Origin of the sequence: Rhizobium sp. ZPR4, from assembly GCF_040215725.1 — a bacterium.
GTDB lineage: Bacteria > Pseudomonadota > Alphaproteobacteria > Rhizobiales > Rhizobiaceae > Rhizobium > Rhizobium rhizogenes_D.
In genome coordinates, this window is record NZ_CP157968.1 from 416,337 (window position 1) to 439,196 (window position 22,860).

Genomic DNA, 22,860 nt, shown 5'->3' on the forward strand with positions numbered 1-22,860 from the left:
GACCAGTGCCTCGAAGGTCGTCTCTTCGCGGCAGTCACCTATCCTGCCTTCTATGCACTATGGCCAACGGCGCCTTGATCTGGAACACCATTTCAGAATGACGCACAACTGAAGCATCGTCGCCCAATGCTGCGTCAATCTCGGCCAATTCCGGAAATATTTTCTCAAAAATTCATTTAAATTGGCAAACCCAGCAATCGCCGCGAACGCCGTTACCAGATATTGTCGATCAAGGTACTAGACAATCGGGATTCGACGGACGTAGACTTGATAGATGAACGCGCGCCAGAAAAAGAAAGCGATCACGGTCTTGATCTCAACCGGAACGGCCACGTCGATACTGACGGCTCTCCCTTGGATATGGAGCTGATGAATGCTGTATGATCCAAACATGTCACGGTCGCGCTGGCCGCTGCCGTTTCGTCGGCAGTCATGGGAGACATTGATTGGCTTGGTCTCGGTAATCCTGCTGGTCGGGATCGTATGCGCAAATCTGCCTAGCACATGGACCGCGGAGCGAAACGTATCGGTGGCTTCTTCGAACCGCGCCGGACATTGACGGATTGAGATCGCTCCGCTGCTAATGCGAGGTGATCGGAGGCCTTTGTCGGATTGGCCTTTTGTATCCGTCCAACTCGGCTAGCCGGTTCCGACAGTTGCGAACGCGAGAGCTGCATCAAGGCAATCCCTGTGTTCCATCACCGGAATCAGCCTGAGCGTGATGAATTCCCGATAAAGTCCATTCGCGTGAGGCTTTGGTCCAACGTATCGTGCGACCCACGCCCAAACTCACCCGACTGAAGCCCAGGGAAAGGAACAGACTGGGACGAAGCTCTGTTTTACCTACAGCTCCGTCAATGACGGACGAATAGAAGGTGAAAGGAGATTCTGATGAAAACGAAAGTACTTAGTGTTGCGGCACTCGCGCTTGGCCTGACCGCCGGATGTGCCTTTGCCCAATCGTCGACCGTCACCGGCGCCGCAGGTGGCGCAGTTACCGGAGCCGTTGTCGGTGGCCCGATCGGGGCTGCCGTGGGCGGCGTGGCCGGCGCCATCGTCGGCACGGCCATCGATCCGCCGCCTCAGAAGGTGGTCACCTATGTCCGCGAACAGCCCTTGCCTGAAGAAGGAACGGTTGTCCGCGAGAGAGTCGTCGTCGGCCGGTCGCTGCCGGATGCGATCGTTGTACGAGCCGTTCCGGAAAATCCGCGATATGCCTATGCGATCGTCAACCACGAACGCGTGATCGTCGAACCTTCCTCGCGCAAGGTTATCCAGATTCTTAACTAACCACCATGGGGAGCGGGAAGCCGCTCTCCATTCCTCTCCCAGACCGGACATGGCTGTGTCCATTCAGATCGAAACGAGAAGGCAGCCGGTCTGCAACTTGCCTTAAAACCCAAAGCTTCCTCGCAATGACTTCTGCGGACAACTATCGCACCGCTTTCCCCTATTGCGCCCCAAATTCTATGGTTGGTCGCCTGCGTCTCGCAGAAAATTGCCTATCGCCGGATCGAGCAGCGTCTGGGGCGGAAGGCCCGACCCGGCGATAGAGCCGGTGGGCGGACCGGCTAGGGGTTGGCGTGCGTTGACGCCAAACTAATAAACTCAAACTCGCGACCGGTGACTGTACAAACCTTGCCATCACAGGCACCGCGCGATCGGCATGCTCACCGCAAAGCGCGGCTAGTGCAGTGCCTTCAATTGACCGTCGCCGTAGTGCTCTCGGACGGCGCCGCGGTTTCAGATTTCTTTTCCAATGCATCACGGACTTCGGCGATTTTTCCGCTATTCGTTCCGGCGCCAAGTATGCTCTTTGCTTCAGCAAGTGTCTGATCCGTCACCGGCTTGTTCGACAGCTGCGCCAGCGCCGAACGCAAGGCATTGTCGCTGAGGGCCGGATCAGTCGGCACAGCCGTTGTTCCATATTGTATTTCGAATTCCGCATATGCCTTCACATAGGCCGAGAGCGCCGCCATCTTGGGATCTTTCGAGTTCAGATAGGCGTGGTAGTCTCTCCTGAGCGAGCTGAGCCTGCCTTCACCGGGCTTTGAGACATGCGTCTTCGAGCTTGCGCTGTGGGCTCTGGAGTGTTTGTCCGCATGATGCTCCAGCAATGACGATGAAGCACTCTGCGTTGTCGCCGCATTCGTCGAAGTGCTGCTTGTATCGTCGCTCCCGGACTTTTCATGACCGGAATTTCCTTCGCCATGGCCGCCGCCATTGCCATTGCCATTGCCACCGCCGTTTCCGCCCTTGGCGAATGCCGCCTGCGTGAAACCGACAGCTGCTCCTCCCATGGGAGCGAGGGCAAGCACCAGGCCGAGGCTTGTTGCACCGATAATGGAATGGATTCTCATGCGCACTTCCTTCACAAAACGTCCACCGCCTGCGGCAGCGGCCGTATCCAGCAAATCATTGCGCACTAGAATATTACCGAAATCCCAGGTTTCTATATCGGTCCGACCTATGCCTTGGGCATTAGGACCATAGTCTGATTGATCCCGCCCGATGGTCCCTTAGATTGTGTGCGCCGGATGGCAATACCCTCTTCACGGGACAAGGCGACCAATGCCGACATTGCAACAGTTGACACTCCATTCCACTGGGATAGCTATACAGGGTTGGGAGATCAGTGCCGACTATGCCAGTTCTGCGAGCAAACCATAAATACAAACTATCTCTGGCAAGTCTTGTCGAACGCTGGAACTCTCAATCTTTGGCCAGACAGTTCCTGCTCGCCGGCGGCCTCGTCGCGCTCTGTGCGATGCTCGTTGTCGGCTCTTTCGTTGCCGGCCTGATCGAAAATGCAGTGACGCGCAATTCCGCGGCAACGACTGCGCTCTACGTCGACAGCGTCATCGCCCCGCTTCTGCCGGATATGCAAACCACCCAGGCTCTCGATGACACGGTGACCCGCGCTCTTGACGAGACACTCGGTCAGGGCGCGCTTGGCACTCGGCTGTTTTCGTTCCGATTGTGGCGCAACGATGGGACGATCCTCTATTCCAACAACAAGGATCTTTCCGGAAAGCGATTTCCGCTCTCGGACAGTCTCAGGACGGCCTTTTCCGGCCGAATGGTCGCCAAATTCAACCGGATCGACGATGTGGAAAGCGTCGCCGAACGCAATAGCGGCAAACCGCTCCTGGAAATCTACAATCCGGTGCTCCAACCCTGGTCGGGCAAGGTCGTCGCCGTTTCCGAATTTTACGAGGTTGCCAACGATTTCGAATGGAGCCTTACTCAGGCCCGCCTGCTGAGCTGGCTTGTCGTTGCCTTGTTCACACTGACATTCTTCACTCTTCTGTCGATCATCGTCCTGCGTGGCAGCCGCACCATCGACAATCAGCGCAAGGCGCTGAGCGGCCGCATCGGTGAACTGTCGACGCTTCTTCGACAGAATGAAGCGTTGCGAGCCCGTGTTCAACGCGCGACCCAGCGCGCAGCAGCGCTCAACGAGAGCTATTTGCGCCGTATCGGCGCCGACCTGCATGACGGCCCCGCTCAATTGGTCGCTTATGCCTCTTTGCGGCTGGACAGCCAGACCCTCATCAGCCCCACGGCCTCGCCGGGCGAGCGCGAGGCATCGCTGCACGCTATCAAGTCCAGTCTTGACGACGCCATGACCGAAATCAGGAGTGTTTGCAGCGGACTGATGCTGCCCCACATCGAGACGGACAACCTGACCGATCTCCTGAAGCGCGCAATCCGCGCCCACGAACTGCGCACCGGTGTCACCGTTACGCTTCTGGTCGGGACGACGCCCGCGGATCTTTCGACCTCCGCAAAGATATGCGTCTATCGCTTTGTCCAGGAAGCCTTGAACAATGGCTATCGTCATGCCGGCGGCATCGGGCAAAGGGTCGTGCAGGCCCTGGAAGACGGCCAGATCGTGATCGAGGTTGCCGATGAGGGGCCGGGATTTGATCCGAAAGACGTCGGCCCGCAAAAGCTTGGCCTTGCCGGGCTCAGAGATCGGGTCGAAAGCCTAGGCGGTACTTTTCAACTTTTGTCGTCGAACCGGGGAACCATCGTTCGCATGTCCCTGAACATCGAGGAAATGGAGCAGGCATGAGAGCTGCAATCAGTTTGGCGGTCGTAGACGACCACCCTCTCTTCAGGGAGGGCGTTATCCGGAGCCTGACCGAAATGGACGGGTTTAGTATCGTCGGTGAGGGCAGCAGCAAGGAGGATGCGCTGCGCATAGCAGCGGAACACCGTCCGGATATCCTGTTGCTAGACATTTCCATGCCGGGGGGAGGACTGGATGCCATCTCTCTCATCCTCGAGCAGATACCCGATCAGAAGATCGTGATGCTGACGGTCTCCGAGGCAAGCGACGATGTGATGGCAGCACTCAAGAGCGGCGCGAAAGGCTATGTTCTCAAAGGCGTTGGGTCACGGACCCTCGCCGATATCATTCGCAGCATTGCTGCCGGTGACAGCTATGTCGCACCGACGCTGTCGGCGCGTCTGATTTCAGAAAACGGATCTGATACCCAGATCAATCCCTTCAGCGCGTTAACGGATCGCGAGCGGGAGGTCCTTGAGCTGGCTTCCGCCGGATTGAGCAACAAGCATATCGGGCTGAAGCTCGATCTGCATGAAAAGACCATCAAGCATCACATGACCCAGATCTTCACCAAGCTGGAAGTAAGCAATAGAACGGAAGCAGCGATGGCGTTCCGGGATGAACTCGAAAGGCGCCGTCAGTGAAGGAATGATTTGAGCCGCTGCTCGTCGGCAATCGTCGCATTGCGGTTGACGATGGTGCGGCCTCTTGAATCCTTCATCACATAACGTCCGCTCTGTATATTTTCGCTCATGCCATCCTTGTGTCGAACGGTGATCGAACCGCTGCCGTCACCCGTAGAGGTAGACTGATCGGAATCGACCTGGCTTTGCGTTGCGCTCTTGGTGCCGGACGATTGGCCATTGGCGTTGCCGTTCCCATTGCCGTTATTGCCATTTCCGTTGCCATTATTGCCGTTCCCACCTCCATTGCCGCTATTGCCACCGCCGTTCCCGTTGCCTCCCCCATTGCCGTTTCCGCCGCCGTTACCATTACCGCCACCATTGCCGTTACCCCCTTTGGCCTCGACTATTTGCTGCGCAAATATCGCGGAAGCGCCGTGAATTTTGATGGTGTAGGGAAGTGCTGTGCTGATCATGGTCAGCAACAGGCATGGCAAAGCAGCAACGAGCTTTCGACGCAATAACACGTACAGCCTCCTGAGGGCTCCGATTGGCTCCGGCGATGAGTGATCGTCGCTCCGCGACCCGAACGCGCCGCCATCTTTCGCCGATTGGCATGGATCTCCGATCCCATATCAAATCGCCGCAACACCGCGATGGGTCAAGTCTTATCAGACGGAGAAACCTCCACTTGGACTTCAGCAATCACAGCCAAGACCTTTCGCAGACATATCGTCAGACTAACGTCCGAGAAGGAGCTGGACCGAAGCCCAATTGCATGATGGCGTTATTGAAAACGACTTCGCTTGGTCGATATGACTGCGGACACGCCGACACCTTGCCAATGCAAAATGCCATGGTTGGGAACCCGATAGTGCCTCTGCAAAAGTTGGCACTCAATATATCGATGCATATCGATGCCCGCGCAATCGATCCGACAAAGGGGGACTGCGATGACCCAACACTGGAGGATATTTCTAGCCCGTTCCGCACCGCCGGGTGCAATATTGGATTTCTCGGCAGCCGAGTTCGCTCTCGAGGTCGCGATCAATTTGCGGTATTGCCTGAACCTCGTACGGCCAACGCCGGAATGTATCGATTTGGCTGACCTCGTTTTGCTGCGTGCCGGAAACTATGGCGAGGCCAGAATGGGGCATAAGCCACAGCTATTCGCAGAGGCAGAAGATGAACTTGCCAAGGCAACAAGGCTGCTCGAGATCGAACTTGAATATTGCGCGAAACAGAACATGAAAGGCAGCTGTGAACAAGCCGCCTGAAATCTTCGCCATATTATCCGCCATGATAAAAGCGAAAAAACCTGGCCACCAGGTGAGTTTCTGATTGCCGGTGACGAGCGCCTGCGGACTTGGCGACCGGTATGATTTGCCAATGGCATATCAAGAGGGAGTGCCAGCCACCCGGAAGCCGGGCGATTGCCTTCAATGCTACGACGACGCATCAAGGCACGATATACGGCTTTTATTGGCTATTGCTTGTCAAAGAATGGCGGCGATGATGTTCGCCCGGGAAGCCCCTTGCGGCGGCGCATACCTTAAGGGTATGCGCACGAAAACAAAGCTTAGTTGCCGCGAGCGCCGCTGACGGCGTAGGGGATATGCGAGCGGGCAATGCCGAGATCACGAAGAACATGATCGTCGAGGGCGGAAAGCTCGCGGATGGCTCTGCGCTGTTCGCTAAAGCGCTTAATCTTTTCAAATACTCTCATTTTTCGGTCTCCTTTGCTGACGCGGAGGAGATAGGCATTTATCCGCCTAAATAAAATGCACATGCCTGCAAGATAGCCATGCCGCTTTTGCAGGGCTCATGACAACGAAACTGGCGGGATGAGCACATGCTTGTTCTTACCGTCATACTCGAGAGTGCGATCGATCCTGAATCCGTCACCGCTGGCAGATCGCTTCCTTCCTCGACCGTTACGGCCCCGATGGCGTGCCCCTACCCCTGCGCTGTTCGCTGAGCGAGCGTAAGGACAGGCGTGGCCAAGGCTCATCGGCGGCGAATTGAGGGGCGTAGATGAGGCAGCGGCGTGCAGCGCAAATAAACCTGGCTGCATCAAAGGCTGCCACGAAGGATCAAAGCCAGGGGGAGACGCCTTATGCGCTCCCCTATTTCCCGTCCTGAAAGCCGGGCCAGCAGCATCTCGCCGGCGGAACGCCCAAGCGCGGCACTATCAACGCCGATGGTGGTCAAGCCAGGTGGAATTTCGGCAGCGATATCGCTATCGCCGAAACCGATGACAGCTAGATCCTCAGGAACCGAAATGCGGCGACGGCGCGCTTCCATGATGCAGCCGAGCGCGAGCAGATCGTTTCCGCAGAACAGGGCTTGCGCACCGGTCTCCCTTTCCAGAAGTTCCGACAGGCATCGGCGTCCGTCGGACGGGCCAACCACATCATCGACGAGCAGCTCCCCGACCAAATCGAGTCCCGCCTCGTAGCAACCTTCGCGGAAGCCCTTCAGGCGCAAAGCGCCACGGCCGCCCTTGCGGCCGATATAGGCGACCTTCTTGTGTCCCTGCTTGGCAAGACTTGAGGCTGCCAGCTTGCCGGCCTCGGTATTCGAGAAGCCGACCAACATGTCGATCGGATCCCGGGGCAGCGCCCATGTCTCCATGATCGGAATGTCGAGCCCCCGGAGGATCTCGCGGTTTGCTTCGAGCTCGATAACCCCTGTGAACATCACGGCAGCGGGCTTCAGCGCTTGCAGCGAGCGGATGGCAGTCGTTTCGCGTTCGTAGGAATAGGAGGTCTGGCCAACGAGAAACAGGTAGCCTGCGGCCTCCAGAACTTCCGCGCAAGCATGCAGGGCAAGCGCGAACTGTTCGCTGAACATGTTCGATGCAAAAGCGAGGACGACATTGGATCGCCCGCTTTTCAGCGCGCGGGCAAAGGGATTGACGCGATAGCCGGTCTGCCTCACCGCCTGAAAAATGCGCTCACGTTTTTCTGCGCTCACCTGTTCGGGATTGCGCAGGGCGCGCGATACGGTAATCGGCGCAACGTCCGCCAGCCGCGCAACATCTCCGATACTGGCGGAGGCGTTGCCATCCGATGCCTGTCCGCCGATCCGCATCGCGTCCTCGGCCGGAGAAGCCGGAATGCGGACGACATCGTCATAGATGACGGCATCATCACGCGCATCCCTTTGATGATCAACCATGAATGTTCGGCCCCACGCTACCGTCTCAGTCCTTGATTATCCGTCCGACCTGAATGAGGCAATCACCGGCTTGGCATTGCGTGTGCAGGCGGCGGGAAATGACGATGCCGGCGGCGGCGAAGCGCAGCTCCTCTTCGGGCTCTCCAAGACGCTCGAAATCATGGTACCAGCCTGCGACATCGCCCTCTTTCACCTCTGCGCCGATATCGACGGCCGGCTCGAACCAGCCCGTGCGGCTGGCGTAGATCGCCTGGTCGTGCGAGTCGAGCTTCAGCAGACGAGTCGCCTGCGGTTGCGACCGAGTCGGCAGCAGCGATTTGTCGGTGATGCCGGCTGCAATCAAAAGACTGTTGATGGCGAGCGCTGAAATCGACATGGTTTCAGGCGTCACCGTGCCGCCGCCGCCGAATTCGCCGCTGATGCCGATCGCGCCCGCGCGTGCGGCCGCGGCCATCGATGTCGGAGCGTCCACGCCGTTCCGGGCGATGAACGCATAGGGCATGCCGAGCGCTTTCAAAAGCTCGGTCGCCCGCTTGTGACGTTCTGGATCGTCGCTCTCTTCGATCAATCCAGTCGGCAGGTGAGCCATCGACGTTCCGCCGGAATGCAGGTCGAAAACGATATCATGACGCGGGAAGAGATCATGCTCGAGGAAATGGGCCATGCGGCTTGTCGGCGTACCCTCGAGGCTGCCCGGAAAGGCGCGGTTCAGGTTGCCGCCGTCGAGCGGCGAGCAGCGGCGCGCATTCATCACTGCCGGCATGTTGGCGAAAGGCAGGATCGTCAACGTGCCATGAATGTCCTGCGCCGTGACAGCGCGGATAAGACGCACGAGATTGATCTCGCCCTCATATTCGTCGCCGTGATTGCCGGCCATCAGCAGGACCGAAGGGCCTTCGCCGTTGCGAATGACGCATATCGGGGTGCGAACATGGAAATAAGGCGATCGGTCGACGGAAAACGGAGCCGAAAGCCAGGCGGAATGCTTGCCGTCTGCGCTAAAGTCGATCGAATGGAATAGTCCGGTATGCATGAGGTGCCTTCCGCGCCGGATGCCCGGCATTTGCATGAGCGGTATTGGTCTAAGGGCTTGAAGGCCCGCCGGAAGGCGGGCCTGGAATTGCCGATGATCTTACATGTGCGGAAGGGTCTGCTCTTCCTTGAAGAAGGTCTTCTGCAATTTCGCCAGGTCACCGTTCATGTTGTGATAGAACAGGAATGTATTGATCCAGTTGAGAAAATTCTGCTCCCCCTGCTTCACCGCGACATGAGCCGGCGATTGGCGGATGAGAAAGGCGAGCGAGACCGGCTTGCCGGGATTGTCTTCCGTCACCTTCGCCGCGATCGCGCTGTTTTCAGCAAAATACTGCGCCTGCCCCGCCAGGAATGCCGAGATTGCCGAAGGTGTATCCTCGAACCGGATCAGCTTGGCATCCGGCGCATTGTCCGTCAGCCATGTGTCGAGAGTCGAACCCTTGGCGACGGCAATCTGCTTGCCGGCAAGGCCGGCGACATCCGTAATCGGAGCACCGGGGGCACCGAAAACGCCCAGGCTGACCGCCGCATAGGGCTGGGAAAACATCACTTGCTGAGCCCGTTCCGGCGTGGCGCCGGCTGCGGCGATCAGCACGTCGATCTTGTCGGCGAGCAGGTTCGGAACGCGGCTCGGGCCGGTCAATGGCACGATTTCGAGCTCGGCATTCAGATCCTTCGCCATCATGCGGGCGAGCTCGACGTCAAGACCGGTATCCTTGCCATCCGCGCCCTTGTATCCCCAGGGTGCCGCATCAAGGAGCACGCCGACGCGCAGTTTGCCGTTCGAGATGACGTCGGCCAGTGTATCGGCACTGGCCGGCAAGGTAAGGCTCGCAAGCGTGAACGCCGCCGCGAAGATGCTGCTCAGAAACTTCATATCATTCCCCTTTTGTCGAATGGCTTCCTTCCGTCGGTCAATGATTGTGATGACCGATGAAACTTTTCAGCTCGGGCGTTTGTGGATTGGCAAAGAGGCTCTTCGGGTCTCCCTGTTCCCAAACGCGGCCTTGATGCATGAACACGAGCTTGGTCGCGACGTTGCGCGCAAAGTTCATTTCATGGGTGACCAGCACCATCGTCATGCCCTGCCGCGCCATCTCCTCCATCACTTTCAACACCTCCCCGACCAGTTCGGGGTCCAGCGCAGAGGTGACCTCATCGAACAGCATGAGGTGTGGCGACATGGCGAGGCAGCGAGCAATGGCGACACGCTGCTGTTGGCCGCCTGAAAGTTGCTCGGGATAGGCACGGAGTTTGTCGGCCAGGCCGACGCGCTCCAGCACAGAGAGCGCAAGCGCGCGAGCGGCCGGCTTTTCAACCTTGCCCGTCAGCACAGGCGCCAGCGTGACATTGCGCTCGATGGTCATGTGCGGGAAAAGGTTGAAGGCCTGAAAGACGATGCCGACCTTCTGGCGCATCGTGCGCAGATCGCGCATGTCCGCCGATACAGACTGGCCTTCGAGCAGGATCTCGCCTGCCTGGATGGTTTCCAGCGCGTTGATGCAACGAAGTAATGTGCTTTTGCCGGAGCCGCTGCGTCCGATGATGGTGACGATCTCACCCTTCTCGATGTCGAGCGAGACGCCCTTGAGGACCTCCAGGTGGCCGTAGTTCTTGTGGACGTTCTTGATTTCAACGAGCGCCATTGAGCCGCGCCTCCAGCTTGCGGGACCAGGTGGTCAGGGGAAAACAAATGGCAAAATAAATGCCGGCGATCAGCAGGTAGACGAAAAGCGGCTGGAAAGTTCCGGCACTGACCACCTGCCCCGCTCGTGCCAGCTCGACAATGCCGACGACCGAAGCGAGCGACGTGTTCTTGATGAGCTGCACCAGAAAGCCGACGGTTGCCGGGAGCGCGACGCGGAATGCCTGCGGGCCGATGATGTGGACGAATTGCTGCCGCCAGGAAAGGCCGAGACAGGCGCCAGCTTCCCATTGAGCCTGTTTGACCGCCTGAATGCCGCCGCGCCACACGTCGCCGAGAAAGGCGGCCGTGTAGATGGTATAGGCGGCACCGACCGCCGCAAGTGCCGGCACGTCGGTCCCAAGCAGGACCGGCACGCCGAAATAAAAGAACATCAGGAGTCCGAGCAGCGGGATACCCTGGACAAGATCGATGAAGGCGCTCGCGGCGTAACGCGGCAGAATAGGTTTGCCGCTGCGGGCAATGGCCAGCAGCACGGCCAACGGCGCGCCAAATGCCAAGGCCATGGCCGCCATCAGGAAGGTCCATTCCAGCGCTGTCAGAAAGAAGAGGAAATCGGAGAATGTGAACGAACGCATCGTCTGATCCTATCGGCGCGTCGGCCAACGGAAGACCATCCGGCCGATGACGGCAAAGGCGATCTTGAAGAGAATGACGAGCGCGAAATAGATCGCGCAAATAAGCGTGTAGACCTCGAAGCTTCGATAGGTGCGGCTATCGATGAAGCCGGCGACATGAAAGAGTTCGTCGGCGGATACTTGCGAGGCGATCGACGTACCGAGCAACAGCAGCACAAATTGCGCCGTGACCGAAGGATAGATATTGCGCAGGGCCGGTGGCAGCACGATCCGCGACAACACCTGCCAGCGCGTGAGGCCCAGGCACAATCCGGCTTCAACCTGGCTGCGGGGGATGGAGTCCAGCCCCGATCGAATGATCTCGATCGCATAGGCGCCGAAATAGGCGGAGAGCGCGACGATTGCCGCCTGGATTGGCGAAAACTTCAGGCCAAGGCCGGGCAGAACGAAAAAGATGATGAAGATCTGCAGCAGCACAGGTGTATTGCGGATGACCTCAATATAGGTCCTGATCGCATATCGGACAGGCTTCGGTCCACCGCGCAGAAGCACTGCCCCGGCAATGCCGATGACGATGCCGGCAGCAGCTGCAACAAAGGTCAGCAGCAAGGTCGTCATGACCCCGTCATATAGCTGCGCCTCATAGCGCCAGATGGGTCTGAAATTCAGTTGCGGCATGTCCCGCTCCCAGAGCTTTTCCGCTTTTCTTCGAATCGCGAAAACGCTCTATCCTTTTGTTTCTACGTAATTCCGGACGGAAAGCCGCTACGCATTTTTCCTGGAATTGCTCTAGTGAAAATAGGTACTGTAGCGATGCGCGATCCGGCCGGCGGCATCGGTGACATAGAAGAAGCGCCAGCGGTCGAAACAGGTGCAGGGATGCGAAATGCCGAACTCGACGATATCCCCGATCTTCATGGCGCAGCCACCCGTGATTGCCAGAAAGGCGTGCTGGTCGTTAAGTTTCGTCACTTTCGCCTTTGATGACAGATCGTCGTCCAAAGCAGCACCGTCCCTGTGAAGTACAAGCGGTAGCGGCTGGTCCTGGTCGAAGGAAACGTCGCGCATTCCCATGCCGACGATTGCAAGCCCCGGCTCCGGTACGGAAATAACTTCGGCCCAAAGGCGCATAGCAGGCTTGAACCGCTCATTGGCAATGAAGGGCTTACCGTCGAGCATCAGCAGGGCGCGGCGATCCAGCGCCTCGAAACCGCGCCTGTATATGCCGTGATCGGAAAAGAAGATAGCGCCGGAGCGCAGCAGAAGGGTCGCGTTACCATCAGCCTTCGCGATCGGCATCAGGGCATTGATGACGCGATCGAAATGGGCAGAACCGCCCGCAGACAGCAACAGAGCCTCATCAGGGCTGGCCTGCCGGGCGAGAACAAAGGTCTCCGCCGTCAATGCGAAGAGGGCAGCCATATTGGCATCCAGTCGTTCGGGCGTCTCACCGGTAACGGCGCCCTCATAGGTGCCGACCCCGGCAAGCGTGAGGGATGGAGCCGACATGATGATATCGATGATCTCTTTTGCCTGTGAGGTGGTGCGTACGCCGGTTCGACCTGCTCCGACTTCCACAAGAACCGGGAGAGGCGCTTTATCCCGTCCGCTGAAAGCTTCCACGAATGCGCCGGCCGCTTCAGTCGAGTCGGCAAAGCAGCAAATCTTCGCACCGGAATAGGCATCCGCCAAGCGGCGCAGCCGCCGCGCCGACGCAATCCCGCCGATCTGGTTGGCGATCAATATGGTTTTGACGCCGGCGGCCAGCATGATTTCGGCTTGCTGCAGATTGGCAACCGTCGCACCCCAGGCGCCGGCTGAGATGAGATCACGCGCGATCTCCGGACACATCGGTGTCTTGGCATGCGGCGCGATCCTCGCGCCATAGGCACCGAGGAGAGCAAAAAACGTATCGCGATTGTGACGGTAGGTATCCTCGTCGACCGTAAGCGCAGGCAAGGCAACTTCGCCGCCGGCTGGACGCAAGCCCTTGTACTGCGCCCCCTCTTCCTCGACGATAGCCGTTGAACCCGACACTTGTTGAGACATGAATTTCAACTCGATCCCCATTTGGTAACGTTATCATTGGCTACCGTGTAACACTCGATGGTAACGTTGTCATTTTGAATCTTCAGGGCATCGATGTTTTTTCTATGAGGTCTTCCTGGGCGCAAAAATGCCAGCGTTGTCGTCCGAAGGGGGAGGCTTTATAATATTGGAGCGTCGTGTAAGCAGCGTCCAAGTGGCGAACGACGACATGCAATGGCCGTGGTGTCGCTGTGCCATGACCAACTTGCCGGTCACGTGCATTTGGATCGGGGTCAATGCAATGCCAGCAGCCGTTTAGAGGCCGTCTACCGCCGTTCGAACCCAGTCCAGTCGCTTGGCTGGAACGAGGCCATAATTGTAGAAATTGATACCATCGGCACCTGCGTCGATCGCCGCCCTGGTACGGACGGCAAGATCGGCACCCGAGGTGATCTCAGGATAGAAAAGGCGGCCGCCGAGACCAAGATATTTCTCCGTCCCCAGCGCCTTGCGCCCGCTCTTGATGACCGCGGCCACGGCATCAGGCTGCATGTCGTAGCAGCAAAGGATGGCTCCATCGCAGATCTTGCCGACGGCCTCGAGGTCGACGCCACCAAGCCAGCCATCCTTCAGATCGATAAGCACGATTTTGGTTGCGGGATCGGCTTCCGCGCGTATCTCCCTGACGAGGCTGGTAACCGGCTCCGTGCGCCATTGCAGATAGGCGTGAAGATCGGGCCAGACCTTGAAGACATCGATGCCGGCGGAAGGGAAATCCGGGAACTGTTTTTCGGGCGTCTCGCGCTCGCACATCGCGGCGATAAAGCCGGAAACCGTCCGGCGCGCCGCATCGGCGCTCACCCCCGCCTTTGTCGCGCGTGCCATGCAATGATCACAGAAGCAAAGCGACAGGAAGAAATCATCCTCGGCATTCAGGCCGACCCCATCCTTTTCGTGATGGAATTCATGTGCAAAGCCCATGAAATTCGGGCTTTCCAGTTCCAGCATATCCGGCTTGTAGTGCGTCGTGACATCCTTGACGAGGGTGACGGCATAGTCGCGCGCCGCCGGGCTCGAAGGGCAGAGATTGTAGTAGTTCGGATTGCCGAAAGCGTTGCGGGTGACATGGGCGGGATGCAGCATGCCGAGCCGCGTATTGTGCAGGCAGACGGTCCAGCATGATACCCGCAGGCCGCCCCTCGATCGCTCGTCGATGAGGGCCTGCAGCATGTCGCCATGCTCGACGACATGCTGTGCCACCAGAGGACGGATTTCCTTGTCCTGCCACAGCGCCTCATTCATCTGACAATAGACCGTGCCATCCTCCGGGAAATAGGCCTTCCTCATAGGGCTGCGCGGCTGCAGGAAACGGCCGGCATGATAGGAGGTCGCAAGACTGATCGTATTCAGACCTGCGCGATCGCGCAGATCGGCAAACAGACCCGTGATCCCTTGTTCCTGAACATCCCAGGGATAGGTCCACATGGAGAGATGTCTGGGCTGGAGCGTCATATCCGACATTCTAATCTCCGCTTGTGCCGTCCGGCTCTAGCCCGAGACGGTAGGTAAGATTTGCCGTGGTGAAGAAAAGGTCGCCCTGTTCCTCGCTGCTCAACGCCGCCGCCACGGTTCGGAAAACATCATAGACCTCGCCAAAGGAGGCATGCAGCCCGGCAACGGGAAAATCGCTGGCAAACATCGCCCGCTTGGTACCGAAGCATTCGAGGCAGTGCTCGATGACCGGCTGCAGGCTTTCCAATGTCCATTGCGGATCATAGGCGACGAGATCGGAAATCTTGATCCGGACATTGTCCGCCCGCGACAGCTCCCGCAACCCTTCCCGCCAGGCCGCCATCCCCTCGAGACTGCGATCGGCCGGGCTGCCGCAATGATTGACGACGAACATCATGTCGGGAAAATCCGCGACCAGCCGGACGGCCTCGTCGAACTGCCAGGGAAACAACATCAAATCGAAGACGAGCCCAAGCCGCCCGGCATGTCGCAGTCCCAAGCGCCAGCGATCGTCCTGCATGAGCCCCTTTGTCCTGGCAAAGCTCTTGGCCGGCTCCGGATGCCAGCTGACGATGTCGCGCAACCCGACGACGCGAGCATTTGCCGCCTCGGCCTCGATCCGGGATGCGGCGTCGGGGCTATCCAGCGAAACGCGGGCGATGTAGCGGCGGGCAACTTCACCTGCCTTGTCGAGCGTATCGAGCCAGGCCGTTTCCTCGGCCAGATGTGCCTGCGACCAGCCGGCCTCGACATGAACCGTGGCAACGATATTCTGTCCCCTGGCATCGGCTAGGTAATCCGTAGCACCATAATTGCGACGGATGGGTTCGATACTACCGAAGACCATTTCATCGTCTGCACCGCTCTTTCGGCGGAGCCAGGGATGACGATCGAGAGACAGATCCCATAGGTGATGATGAGGATCGATAACCGGGCCCGCATAACGCGGGCTCATCGTCGCGCTTCCCGGCCGGAAATCAGCAGCAGCGCCAGAATGAGCGATCCGAACATGATCGAACGCCATCCGGCCGATGCATTGACGACCGTGATGAGGGCCGTCGTCGTCACCAGCAAGATTGCGCCTGGAACGGTACCGGCATAGGTGCCGCGTCCGCCGAGAATGGAGGTGCCTCCAAGAACGACGGCCGCGATGGATGTCAGGAGATAGGGGTCACCGATCCCGACATAACCCTGTCTGTTCATGCCCAGGACCAGCATGCCGGCAAGACCTGCGAAGAAGCCCGACAGCCCGTAGAGAATGAGGGTATTGCGGATCACGCTGACACCGGACAATCGTGCCGCAACCACATTGGCGCCAAGCGCCAGAAAGCGCGCGCCCATCGGCGTTCGATGCAAAAGCACCAGAACGGCAGCAGAGACGAGCACCCAGAGGATGATGCCCGCCGGAATGCCGAAGGGGCGTGCCGAGCCGAGCCAGATGACGGCGGCGTTCGTTACGGAAACCGCACTGCCGCCAGCGACGATCACCAGAAGCCCCTGCAGAAAGGTCGCCATCGCCAGAGTCATGATGATCGGCGGCACGCGCAGGAAGGCAGCGCCGGCGCCGTTGAGCACGCCGATCGCCACCGCAAGCATCAATGACAGGACGATGCCGACAAGGCCGGTCGGATCCCAGCCCGGCGAAATCAGCGGCAGCATGATCGCCGTCACGGTAATGACCGCACCGACCGACAGGTCGATGCCACCCATGACGATCACCAGCGTCTGGCCGGCGGCGACAATGCCGATGACGGCGGAAAGTTCGAGAATATATCGCAGGTGCCCATAAGCGCCAAACCCGCGCAGCGTAAGGCTCGCGATCACCCAGACGATAGCGACCAGGATCAGAGTCAGCAGCGGCGGATGGTGTAGCAGCGACTTCAGACGAGAGGAGAGAGCACTCATTTCGTCCTCCAGCGCTGTGACAGTTCGGGGATGGCGACCGCTCCGACGATGATCAGCCCCTGCGCGACATATTGCGCAACCGGCGGGAAGCCGAGGAAGAACATCACGTTGATCATGACGGACAATAACAGGCTGCCGCAGATCGCTCCGCGCATCGTGCCCTTGCCGCCGAGAAAGCCGACACCGCCCAGGACGGCACCGGCGATCGAATTGAGGGTGAAGGGATTGCCGATGACCGGATCTCCCGAACCTGTCTGAGCCGCGACAAACAGGCCGGCGAGCGTGGCCAGCAGGCCGGAGATCGCAAAAGCCGTCACTTTCATCACTTCGACGGGCACGCCGGATCGGAAGGCGCTGACCGGATTTTCGCCGGCCGCATAAATGCCGAGCCCGACCGGCGTCGCCAAAAGAAGCTTCCACCCGATCAGCGTGGCGACGAGCAAGCCGAATGCAACGGGCCGGTCGCCGGCCAGCAGATCCGAAAACCAATCCGGAATGAACCCGCCGGGACGCGGCAGGATCAACAGGGCGATGCCGCCGATGATGAAAGAGCCCGCCAGGGTGACGATGATTGCCGGAAGCCTAAGATAGGCGACGATAATGCCGATCAACGCACCGATCAGCAGCCCTGCCGCCGCAACGATCGCAATGCCGCCGACCGCACCAATAGCGTCGCCGCCCATCATCGTTGCCGCGATGACAGCCCCCAGGCTGACCAGTGGACCAATCGCCAGGGTAATACCGCCATTCAGCATCAGAAGCGTCTGCGCCATCGTGACGAGGGCGAGCGGAAACCAGTTCTGGGTGAATTTCGAAAATCCGCCAACACCGAAGATGCCGGGAAACAGCCAGGCATACAGGAGTAGGAAGGCCGCGACGACGATGTAGAGGCCGCCGATGCCGCGGTTCCGCTGGCGCTGAATGCTCCAGTAAAGCCGCGAAGATATGAATCCCGCCGTCATGCGGCAACTCCTCTTTCAGATACGCCCATGGCTGCGCCGACGATGGCCTCCTCGGAAATCGCCTCCCGCTCCAGCAAGGCGACATTCCGGCCTTCATTGAAAACGATGACCCGGTCACAGAGATGGACCAGCTCGGGCGTGTCCGAGGAGAGCAGAATGACGAGCTTTCCCTCCGCCGCGAAGGCGCGCAGCATGAGATAGATTTCCCGCTTCGTCTCGATATCGACGCCGCGGGTGGGGTCGTTCAGCAACAGGACGGACGGCGATCGCGGCAGCCATTTGGCAAGGGCGACCTTCTGCTGGTTTCCCCCCGACAACGCCTGGACCGGTCGCTGCGTATCGCCGCGAATGGTCAACCGCGCAGCAAGATCGGAAACAAGACTGCGTTCGGCCGAACGGTCACGCAAAAACCTGCGGGCCAAATGACCAATGTTCGGCAAAACCAAGTTCGACGCGATCGAATGCGGCAGGATCAGTCCTTCCCGCTTTCGATCCGCCGGAACATAGGCCAACCCCGCCGCATTGGCAGATCCGACATCCGCAAACAGGCTGTCGTGCCCGCAAATGCTTGCGTCCAATGCCGAGGCCGGCAGGGCGCCATATAATCCCAGCAGAAAATCTTCCTGACCCTGGCCAACGAGGCCGCCGATACCGACCACTTCCCCGGCCCGTGCCGAGAAATTCACCCCGCGGACCATTCCCGCTGAAAAGCCGCTGACATTGATGAGCTCTCTCCCGGATGTCGTGGGCGCCCATGCCGGAAAAAGATCGCCGGCATCTCGCCCGACCATCAACCGCACAAGGCCCTCCGCATCCACATCCGCAAGCGGCTGGTCCGCAGTCACGACCCCATCCTTGAGGATCGTCACATGGGAGCAGAGTGCACGCACTTCGTTCAAGCGATGGGATATGAACAGAAGAGCGACACCTTGATCGCGCAGTCGCATCATCAGCGACGATAGGATGCCGGCCTCGTGAGCGGAAAGCGACGATGTCGGCTCATCGAGGATCAACACCTTCGGCTTGCGAAACAGCGCCTTGGCGATCTCCACCAGCTGACGCCGCCCGAGCGAGAGATCGCCGACCGGCGTATCGAGATCGTCCTCCAGCCCGACGAGCTCACAAACACCACGCGCCTGTTCGTGGAGCGCACGATAGTCGACAAAGCCGAAGCGCCTGGGATAGGCACCCAGCCCAATATTCTCGGCGATCGACAATTCCTGCATGAGGCTGAGCTCTTGCTGGACAACCGCAATTCCGGCTTCACGCGCATCGGCCGGGGAGAACCGGGATACTTCCCGGCCATCAAGCAATATCTGGCCGCTGTCCGGCACCAGCGTGCCGGACAGAAGATTGATCAGGGTCGACTTGCCTGCCCCGTTTTCACCAAGCAAGGCGTGGATGCGTCCCGGCCGCAGCATGATATCCACGCCCTTAAGCACGGGATTGCCGAAAAAGCCCTTGAAGACCTGCCTTGCCTGCAGCAGGGGCGGACGATCGATCATGTTTTGAACCTTCGATGTATGCCGGCGATGTTACTGCGCCAGCAGCTTGTCGAAGAGAGCCCGATCATAGTCGGAATAGATGTAGCCGTCGGCCGGAAACTTGTCTGCCCGGGCAAGATAACTACCGATATTGCTGTCATCGATGACAGGCAGCGGTACCTTGACGAAGTGCGGGACCGTCTTGCCCTGCAGCGCCTGGACAGCCGTGTACACGGAAAGGGCACCGAGCCAGTTCGGCTGCATTGTCGCCCAACCCTTCAATCCCTTCTGTTTCCACAACTCCAGGAATTGCCGGGCGTTTTCGCCGGTCGTCGGCACCGGATCGCGGCCTTGCCGATCGAAAGCAAGCACGGCGCCGGCGGAAAGCGCGCCACCCAGGGAAAGAACGCCGTCGATCTCCGGATTGGCGAATAGAAGGCTGGTCATCGCCTCCTGGGCAGGCGCGACGTTATATTCGGTATTCGTCTCGGTGATGACCTGGAGGCCCTTGTTGGCATCGAGCACGGGCTGTGCGCCTTTGCGGCGATCATCGCTGACGGAAACGCCGGCCGGCCCATTCATGATGATGATCTTGCCCTTGCCATGCAGCTGATCGACCATCCATTGGGCAGCCTTCTGGCCCCATTCATTGGAATCAGTGTTGATCTTGGCCGTTAGATTGTCGGTATCAACCAGACTGTCGAAATTGACGACGGCGATCCCCTTCGAGCATGCATCGGAAATGACACGATCGAGCGCGGTCGAAGAGCCCGCCTCAACGATGATCGCATCGACATTGGCATCGATCATCGACTGGATCTGCTGGATCTGGGTTTGCGCATTGCCTTGCGCATCCGTAATTTTCAGATCCTTGACCAGGCCGTCTTTCTTCAGAGCGGCAACTTCGTCGGTAATGGTGCCCTCGGTCTGTTTCATCCAGGTCGGGACGGAGTAGATGTTGGCCCAGCCGATCGTATAGGGCGCCTTGCGATCACCCTTGATGCAGTTCGAGGCAGCCAATGCTGTGCTCGAAGTCGTTGCGAGCAGCAGCGCGGCAACGGCGATACCGCTGAGAAGCGACACATGCGGTTTCGAATTTTCCAGGACATTCAAATTCATTGTGTTCCCCTTTTTTGGCAGTTCGGTCTTGCACTAAAGGTCTTTATATTTTGTCCAAAATAACAGACATTAAGCTATAATACTGGACAAGGCACAGCTTAGGGTATTTTGTTGAGTTGACAAGAGCGACGACAAGCATTTTGCAGGACGGTAACGGCACGGCATCGGAGCGTTCATGCCTTACGGTTGACGATGCTTGGCCGGCCTCGACAATGGATTGCATGCGCCCGTCCGCAGCCGCCTGCGGAAAGAACTGGAGAAACAAGGATGGATGCCATAAACGACGATGCGATCGCCAGGCGCGCGCGGGGGCTTGATCGGGCCTTCGAGATCCTCGACTTCCTTCGCATGCATCGCGCGCCCTTAAAACCGAACGAGATCGCTACTCATATCGGTGCACCGCGATCATCGGTCTACGAGTTGGTCAATGTGCTGCTGCGCAACGGCATCCTGGAATATACCGACAGCGAAAAACGCGTCTATCTCGGACGCAAGCTGTATCTTCTGGGGGCGGCTTACGAGGATCAGTTCGATTTCATGGCCGAATGCGACAAGGTTCTTGAGCGTATCGCGACCGAAACACGCGAAACGGCGCAATTCTGCATGCTAGACGGTAACAAATATACCGTCGTGCGGATGCGCGAGGGCGCCAGACCGTTTCGTATTTCTTCTGATGTCGGTCACCGTGTCCCGATACCCTGGACCGCGTCCGGGCGCCTGCTCGTCGCCCACATGAGCGATAATGAAATCATCGACTTTATTCCGAAAGAGGACTTCCTGCTGCCGAATGCTCAGTGGCTGGAACCGGCGGTTTTCATTCGCGAAGTACGAGAGGCCGAAGCAGCCGGTGAATTCACCTTCAATAGCATCGTCGACAGCTTCACCCACTGTTTTGCCGTGCCGATCAAGGATGACACTGGCCGCCATTCTGCGACGATCTGCCTTGTCGCACCAAGGGAAGACGGAATACGCAACCGCGCACATTATCTCGCTGTTCTGAAAGAACATGCCGAAGCCCTCGGCGCGCTGCAATTGTCAAGCCGCCGCTCGGCCGCAAACCACCCTGCGAGACCTGGCCCTTAATAGATTAGCGTTGCCGGCACTGTAAGAATGCGCGCCCGTTTCGGCAAGCTCATCACACATGACGGCCGGATATCCGCCTTGTCAGTCTCCGAAAGACAGCAAGGACTGCCTGTCTCTATCCCGCGGCTATGCATCTTCCCATTTGGAAAATGTCGCCGCCTGCCCGCGCAAATTGCCGTCTCGGTCCACGAGCTGCCAGACGATGCCCTCCTCGATCCAAAACCGTCGTCCGGATTTCGCAATTCTCAGGCCGCGATAGTCGGAGATGAAGCCGTTGCGAGTCACCGCGTCCAGCAGCTGCTGACGCTCCGCGCGATTGGGAAGCTCCGCCGAAAGCCGCGAGGGCAGCGTTACGAACTCGTCCCAAGGATATTCGAAGCAATTCTGGGCCGCTTTGTTGGCATAGACGAAACGCGGATCGGCATCCCTGTTATGGGCAAGGACCACGAAAGGCGCCTCATTATAGAGCCAATCTGGCCCTGCTTGCGGATTGGCGAGTGGAACGCCGACAATGCGTTGAAAACTGCCGGTCAGAAGTTCGAAAAAGGCATCATCAACCGATAAATCGACGGGATTGCTTTCAGGCCTGTCAGTCATCTGTTCTCTTCCCACCATTCCGGGCATCGACCGGGAGCGATACCTATCAAATTGCGTTGGAAATCAAAAGCAGGGCAAGCGGGAAGACGCGAATATCCAGCATCAACCTCCGCGCGAAGCCACAACTTCCCGGGCAGGCAATTGATAGCAGCGTCAAACCTCGACCAAATTACGGCCGCTCACCGGCCGCCAGGCGACGCTCGATGTCGTCGATGACAGGCACAAGATCGGCAACCGTGTCGATGATGTAATGCGCGCCCTGTGCCTTCAACACACCGGCGGCACGCTCGCGAACCTTGGCAAGCGCCTCCGGCGCCATGGCCGCGATCTCCTGTGGGGTGAGCCCTGCCTCGTTGCCGCTCAGCACAACGCCAACAGTCCAGCAGCCGGCCGCAACACCTTCGTCGATGCCCACGCCGGTATCGTCAACCTTGACCACCGCCTGTGCCGGCCAGACATCGAGATCGAGAAAGCATTTGTACATGTTCATCGGCGTCGGGCGCCCATGCGGTAGGTCGCCGGCACAGACGAGGTTGTCGACCTCATAGCCCTGCTCTTTCGCAAGCGGCAAGACGCGCTCCATGATCGAGCGGGTGTAGCCCGTCGTTGAGCCGATCTTCATTCCACGCTGGCGGAGCGCACCAACGACGTCGGTCGTGCCGGGCACGAGATCGGCGAACTTGTGTACGACCTCTTCGTTCATCGGCACGAAAACCTCGTAGACGGCGTCGACATCGGCTGAGGTCGGGGCCTTACCGTGACGCGCGGACCACAGGTTGCGGATGCGCGGCTGCTTCAACATGGCGTCGATATGATCCCACTTCGGCCGACCCATCGGCTCACGCGCTTCCGCGATGGTGACCTCGATGCCGAAGCGGCTGAAGGCTTCGACGAAAACGCCCATGGGCGCGAAGGACCCGAAATCGATGACCGTCCCGGCCCAATCGAAGACAACGGCTTTTAACTGGCTCACT

At 58.9% G+C, this 22,860-nt stretch carries 23 protein-coding genes; 5 read left to right on the forward strand and 18 right to left on the reverse strand.

Features of this window, described 5'->3' with window-relative positions:
- Positions 1-891: 891 nt before the first annotated feature.
- Entirely contained in the window at positions 892-1,290 is a 399-nt protein-coding gene (locus ABOK31_RS21475) for a DUF1236 domain-containing protein (RefSeq protein WP_174181389.1), read from the forward strand.
- A gap of 410 nt (positions 1,291-1,700) precedes the next feature.
- Here ABOK31_RS21475 and ABOK31_RS21480 read toward each other — a convergent pair whose 3' ends face one another.
- Positions 1,701-2,360 (reverse strand): hypothetical protein, encoded by a 660-nt coding sequence (locus ABOK31_RS21480; RefSeq protein WP_349960665.1) that lies wholly within the window; start codon positions 2,358-2,360, stop codon positions 1,701-1,703.
- A 284-nt stretch (positions 2,361-2,644) separates the two neighbouring features.
- Here ABOK31_RS21480 and ABOK31_RS21485 point away from each other — a divergent pair, with 284 nt between their 5' ends.
- Positions 2,645-4,078, forward strand: a complete 1,434-nt coding sequence (locus ABOK31_RS21485; protein WP_349960667.1) for a sensor histidine kinase — start codon at positions 2,645-2,647, stop codon at positions 4,076-4,078.
- Positions 4,075-4,719 carry a response regulator transcription factor gene (locus ABOK31_RS21490; RefSeq protein ID WP_174181395.1) on the forward strand — a complete coding sequence of 215 codons (645 nt, stop codon included), beginning with the start codon at positions 4,075-4,077 and terminating at the stop codon, positions 4,717-4,719. The genes ABOK31_RS21485 and ABOK31_RS21490 overlap by 4 nt, the downstream gene beginning before the upstream one ends.
- Here ABOK31_RS21490 and ABOK31_RS21495 read toward each other — a convergent pair.
- Entirely contained in the window at positions 4,713-5,174 is a 462-nt protein-coding gene (locus ABOK31_RS21495) for a hypothetical protein (RefSeq protein ID WP_349961252.1), read from the reverse strand. The two genes, ABOK31_RS21490 and ABOK31_RS21495, sit on opposite strands and share 7 nt — an antisense overlap.
- Before the next feature lie 477 nt (positions 5,175-5,651).
- Between ABOK31_RS21495 and ABOK31_RS21500 the strand changes: the two genes are divergently transcribed.
- Positions 5,652-5,975 (forward strand): hypothetical protein, encoded by a 324-nt coding sequence (locus tag ABOK31_RS21500; RefSeq protein ID WP_174182427.1) that lies wholly within the window; start codon positions 5,652-5,654, stop codon positions 5,973-5,975.
- A 302-nt stretch (positions 5,976-6,277) separates the two neighbouring features.
- Here ABOK31_RS21500 and ABOK31_RS21505 read toward each other — a convergent pair whose 3' ends face one another.
- From ABOK31_RS21505 to ABOK31_RS21570, 14 genes are all read right to left on the reverse strand, one after another.
- Entirely contained in the window at positions 6,278-6,424 is a 147-nt protein-coding gene (locus ABOK31_RS21505) for a DUF1127 domain-containing protein (RefSeq protein WP_083258017.1), read from the reverse strand.
- Between the two features lie 347 nt (positions 6,425-6,771).
- Positions 6,772-7,878 (reverse strand): LacI family DNA-binding transcriptional regulator, encoded by a 1,107-nt coding sequence (locus ABOK31_RS21510; protein WP_349960670.1) that lies wholly within the window; start codon positions 7,876-7,878, stop codon positions 6,772-6,774.
- 25 nt (positions 7,879-7,903) lie between these two features.
- Positions 7,904-8,911: a succinylglutamate desuccinylase/aspartoacylase family protein gene (locus ABOK31_RS21515; RefSeq protein ID WP_174181399.1), complete on the reverse strand. Its 1,008-nt coding sequence runs from the start codon at positions 8,909-8,911 to the stop codon at positions 7,904-7,906.
- 99 nt (positions 8,912-9,010) lie between these two features.
- The gene (locus ABOK31_RS21520; protein ID WP_349960671.1) at positions 9,011-9,790 is read right to left on the reverse strand and encodes a transporter substrate-binding domain-containing protein; all 780 of its coding nucleotides are present in this window, start codon (positions 9,788-9,790) and stop codon (positions 9,011-9,013) included.
- 37 nt (positions 9,791-9,827) lie between these two features.
- A complete protein-coding gene (locus tag ABOK31_RS21525) occupies positions 9,828-10,559 on the reverse strand; it encodes an amino acid ABC transporter ATP-binding protein (protein WP_349960672.1) in 732 nt (243 codons plus the stop codon).
- Entirely contained in the window at positions 10,546-11,196 is a 651-nt protein-coding gene (locus tag ABOK31_RS21530) for an amino acid ABC transporter permease (RefSeq protein WP_349960674.1), read from the reverse strand. The genes ABOK31_RS21525 and ABOK31_RS21530 overlap by 14 nt, the downstream gene beginning before the upstream one ends.
- A 9-nt stretch (positions 11,197-11,205) precedes the next feature.
- Positions 11,206-11,874 (reverse strand): amino acid ABC transporter permease, encoded by a 669-nt coding sequence (locus ABOK31_RS21535; RefSeq protein WP_349960675.1) that lies wholly within the window; start codon positions 11,872-11,874, stop codon positions 11,206-11,208.
- Between the two features lie 111 nt (positions 11,875-11,985).
- Positions 11,986-13,245, reverse strand: a complete 1,260-nt coding sequence (locus tag ABOK31_RS21540; protein ID WP_349960677.1) for an alanine racemase — start codon at positions 13,243-13,245, stop codon at positions 11,986-11,988.
- A 294-nt stretch (positions 13,246-13,539) separates the two neighbouring features.
- Positions 13,540-14,736, reverse strand: coding sequence for a hypothetical protein (locus ABOK31_RS21545; protein WP_349961254.1), 1,197 nt, complete (start codon positions 14,734-14,736; stop codon positions 13,540-13,542).
- A gap of 10 nt (positions 14,737-14,746) precedes the next feature.
- The gene (locus tag ABOK31_RS21550; protein ID WP_349960678.1) at positions 14,747-15,691 is read right to left on the reverse strand and encodes an amidohydrolase family protein; all 945 of its coding nucleotides are present in this window, start codon (positions 15,689-15,691) and stop codon (positions 14,747-14,749) included.
- A complete protein-coding gene (locus tag ABOK31_RS21555) occupies positions 15,688-16,641 on the reverse strand; it encodes an ABC transporter permease (protein WP_349960679.1) in 954 nt (317 codons plus the stop codon). Before ABOK31_RS21555 ends, ABOK31_RS21550 begins: the two co-directional genes overlap by 4 nt.
- Entirely contained in the window at positions 16,638-17,603 is a 966-nt protein-coding gene (locus ABOK31_RS21560; RefSeq protein WP_349960680.1) for an ABC transporter permease, read from the reverse strand. Before ABOK31_RS21560 ends, ABOK31_RS21555 begins: the two co-directional genes overlap by 4 nt.
- Positions 17,600-19,108 (reverse strand): sugar ABC transporter ATP-binding protein, encoded by a 1,509-nt coding sequence (locus tag ABOK31_RS21565; RefSeq protein WP_349960681.1) that lies wholly within the window; start codon positions 19,106-19,108, stop codon positions 17,600-17,602. Before ABOK31_RS21565 ends, ABOK31_RS21560 begins: the two co-directional genes overlap by 4 nt.
- Positions 19,109-19,138: 30 nt before the next feature.
- Positions 19,139-20,206: an ABC transporter substrate-binding protein gene (locus ABOK31_RS21570; protein WP_349960682.1), complete on the reverse strand. Its 1,068-nt coding sequence runs from the start codon at positions 20,204-20,206 to the stop codon at positions 19,139-19,141.
- A 267-nt stretch (positions 20,207-20,473) separates the two neighbouring features.
- Here ABOK31_RS21570 and ABOK31_RS21575 point away from each other — a divergent pair, with 267 nt between their 5' ends.
- Positions 20,474-21,289 carry an IclR family transcriptional regulator gene (locus ABOK31_RS21575; RefSeq protein ID WP_349960684.1) on the forward strand — a complete coding sequence of 272 codons (816 nt, stop codon included), beginning with the start codon at positions 20,474-20,476 and terminating at the stop codon, positions 21,287-21,289.
- A 126-nt stretch (positions 21,290-21,415) separates the two neighbouring features.
- Here ABOK31_RS21575 and ABOK31_RS21580 read toward each other — a convergent pair whose 3' ends face one another.
- Positions 21,416-21,886, reverse strand: a complete 471-nt coding sequence (locus ABOK31_RS21580) for an MEKHLA domain-containing protein (RefSeq protein ID WP_174181421.1) — start codon at positions 21,884-21,886, stop codon at positions 21,416-21,418.
- A gap of 169 nt (positions 21,887-22,055) precedes the next feature.
- Positions 22,056-22,859 (reverse strand): phosphonoacetaldehyde hydrolase, encoded by an 804-nt coding sequence (gene phnX, locus ABOK31_RS21585; RefSeq protein WP_349960686.1) that lies wholly within the window; start codon positions 22,857-22,859, stop codon positions 22,056-22,058.
- Position 22,860 lies beyond the last annotated feature (1 nt).

Coding starts and splice junctions, on each gene's coding strand:
- ABOK31_RS21525 (WP_349960672.1), bottom strand. CDS start 10,559: ATGGCGCTCGTTGAAATCAAGAACGTCCACAAGAACTACGGCCACCTG.
- ABOK31_RS21560 (WP_349960680.1), bottom strand. CDS start 17,603: ATGACGGCGGGATTCATATCTTCGCGGCTTTACTGGAGCATTCAGCGC.
- ABOK31_RS21580 (WP_174181421.1), bottom strand. CDS start 21,886: ATGACTGACAGGCCTGAAAGCAATCCCGTCGATTTATCGGTTGATGAT.
- ABOK31_RS21555 (WP_349960679.1), bottom strand. CDS start 16,641: ATGAGTGCTCTCTCCTCTCGTCTGAAGTCGCTGCTACACCATCCGCCG.
- ABOK31_RS21495 (WP_349961252.1), bottom strand. CDS start 5,174: ATGATCAGCACAGCACTTCCCTACACCATCAAAATTCACGGCGCTTCC.
- ABOK31_RS21575 (WP_349960684.1), top strand. CDS start 20,474: ATGGATGCCATAAACGACGATGCGATCGCCAGGCGCGCGCGGGGGCTT.
- ABOK31_RS21500 (WP_174182427.1), top strand. CDS start 5,652: ATGACCCAACACTGGAGGATATTTCTAGCCCGTTCCGCACCGCCGGGT.
- ABOK31_RS21520 (WP_349960671.1), bottom strand. CDS start 9,790: ATGAAGTTTCTGAGCAGCATCTTCGCGGCGGCGTTCACGCTTGCGAGC.
- ABOK31_RS21535 (WP_349960675.1), bottom strand. CDS start 11,874: ATGCCGCAACTGAATTTCAGACCCATCTGGCGCTATGAGGCGCAGCTA.
- ABOK31_RS21510 (WP_349960670.1), bottom strand. CDS start 7,878: ATGGTTGATCATCAAAGGGATGCGCGTGATGATGCCGTCATCTATGAC.
- ABOK31_RS21505 (WP_083258017.1), bottom strand. CDS start 6,424: ATGAGAGTATTTGAAAAGATTAAGCGCTTTAGCGAACAGCGCAGAGCC.
- ABOK31_RS21545 (WP_349961254.1), bottom strand. CDS start 14,736: ATGACGCTCCAGCCCAGACATCTCTCCATGTGGACCTATCCCTGGGAT.
- ABOK31_RS21540 (WP_349960677.1), bottom strand. CDS start 13,245: ATGTCTCAACAAGTGTCGGGTTCAACGGCTATCGTCGAGGAAGAGGGG.
- ABOK31_RS21490 (WP_174181395.1), top strand. CDS start 4,075: ATGAGAGCTGCAATCAGTTTGGCGGTCGTAGACGACCACCCTCTCTTC.
- ABOK31_RS21565 (WP_349960681.1), bottom strand. CDS start 19,108: ATGATCGATCGTCCGCCCCTGCTGCAGGCAAGGCAGGTCTTCAAGGGC.
- ABOK31_RS21530 (WP_349960674.1), bottom strand. CDS start 11,196: ATGCGTTCGTTCACATTCTCCGATTTCCTCTTCTTTCTGACAGCGCTG.
- ABOK31_RS21515 (WP_174181399.1), bottom strand. CDS start 8,911: ATGCATACCGGACTATTCCATTCGATCGACTTTAGCGCAGACGGCAAG.
- ABOK31_RS21480 (WP_349960665.1), bottom strand. CDS start 2,360: ATGAGAATCCATTCCATTATCGGTGCAACAAGCCTCGGCCTGGTGCTT.
- ABOK31_RS21570 (WP_349960682.1), bottom strand. CDS start 20,206: ATGAATTTGAATGTCCTGGAAAATTCGAAACCGCATGTGTCGCTTCTC.
- ABOK31_RS21550 (WP_349960678.1), bottom strand. CDS start 15,691: ATGAGCCCGCGTTATGCGGGCCCGGTTATCGATCCTCATCATCACCTA.
- ABOK31_RS21475 (WP_174181389.1), top strand. CDS start 892: ATGAAAACGAAAGTACTTAGTGTTGCGGCACTCGCGCTTGGCCTGACC.
- ABOK31_RS21485 (WP_349960667.1), top strand. CDS start 2,645: ATGCCAGTTCTGCGAGCAAACCATAAATACAAACTATCTCTGGCAAGT.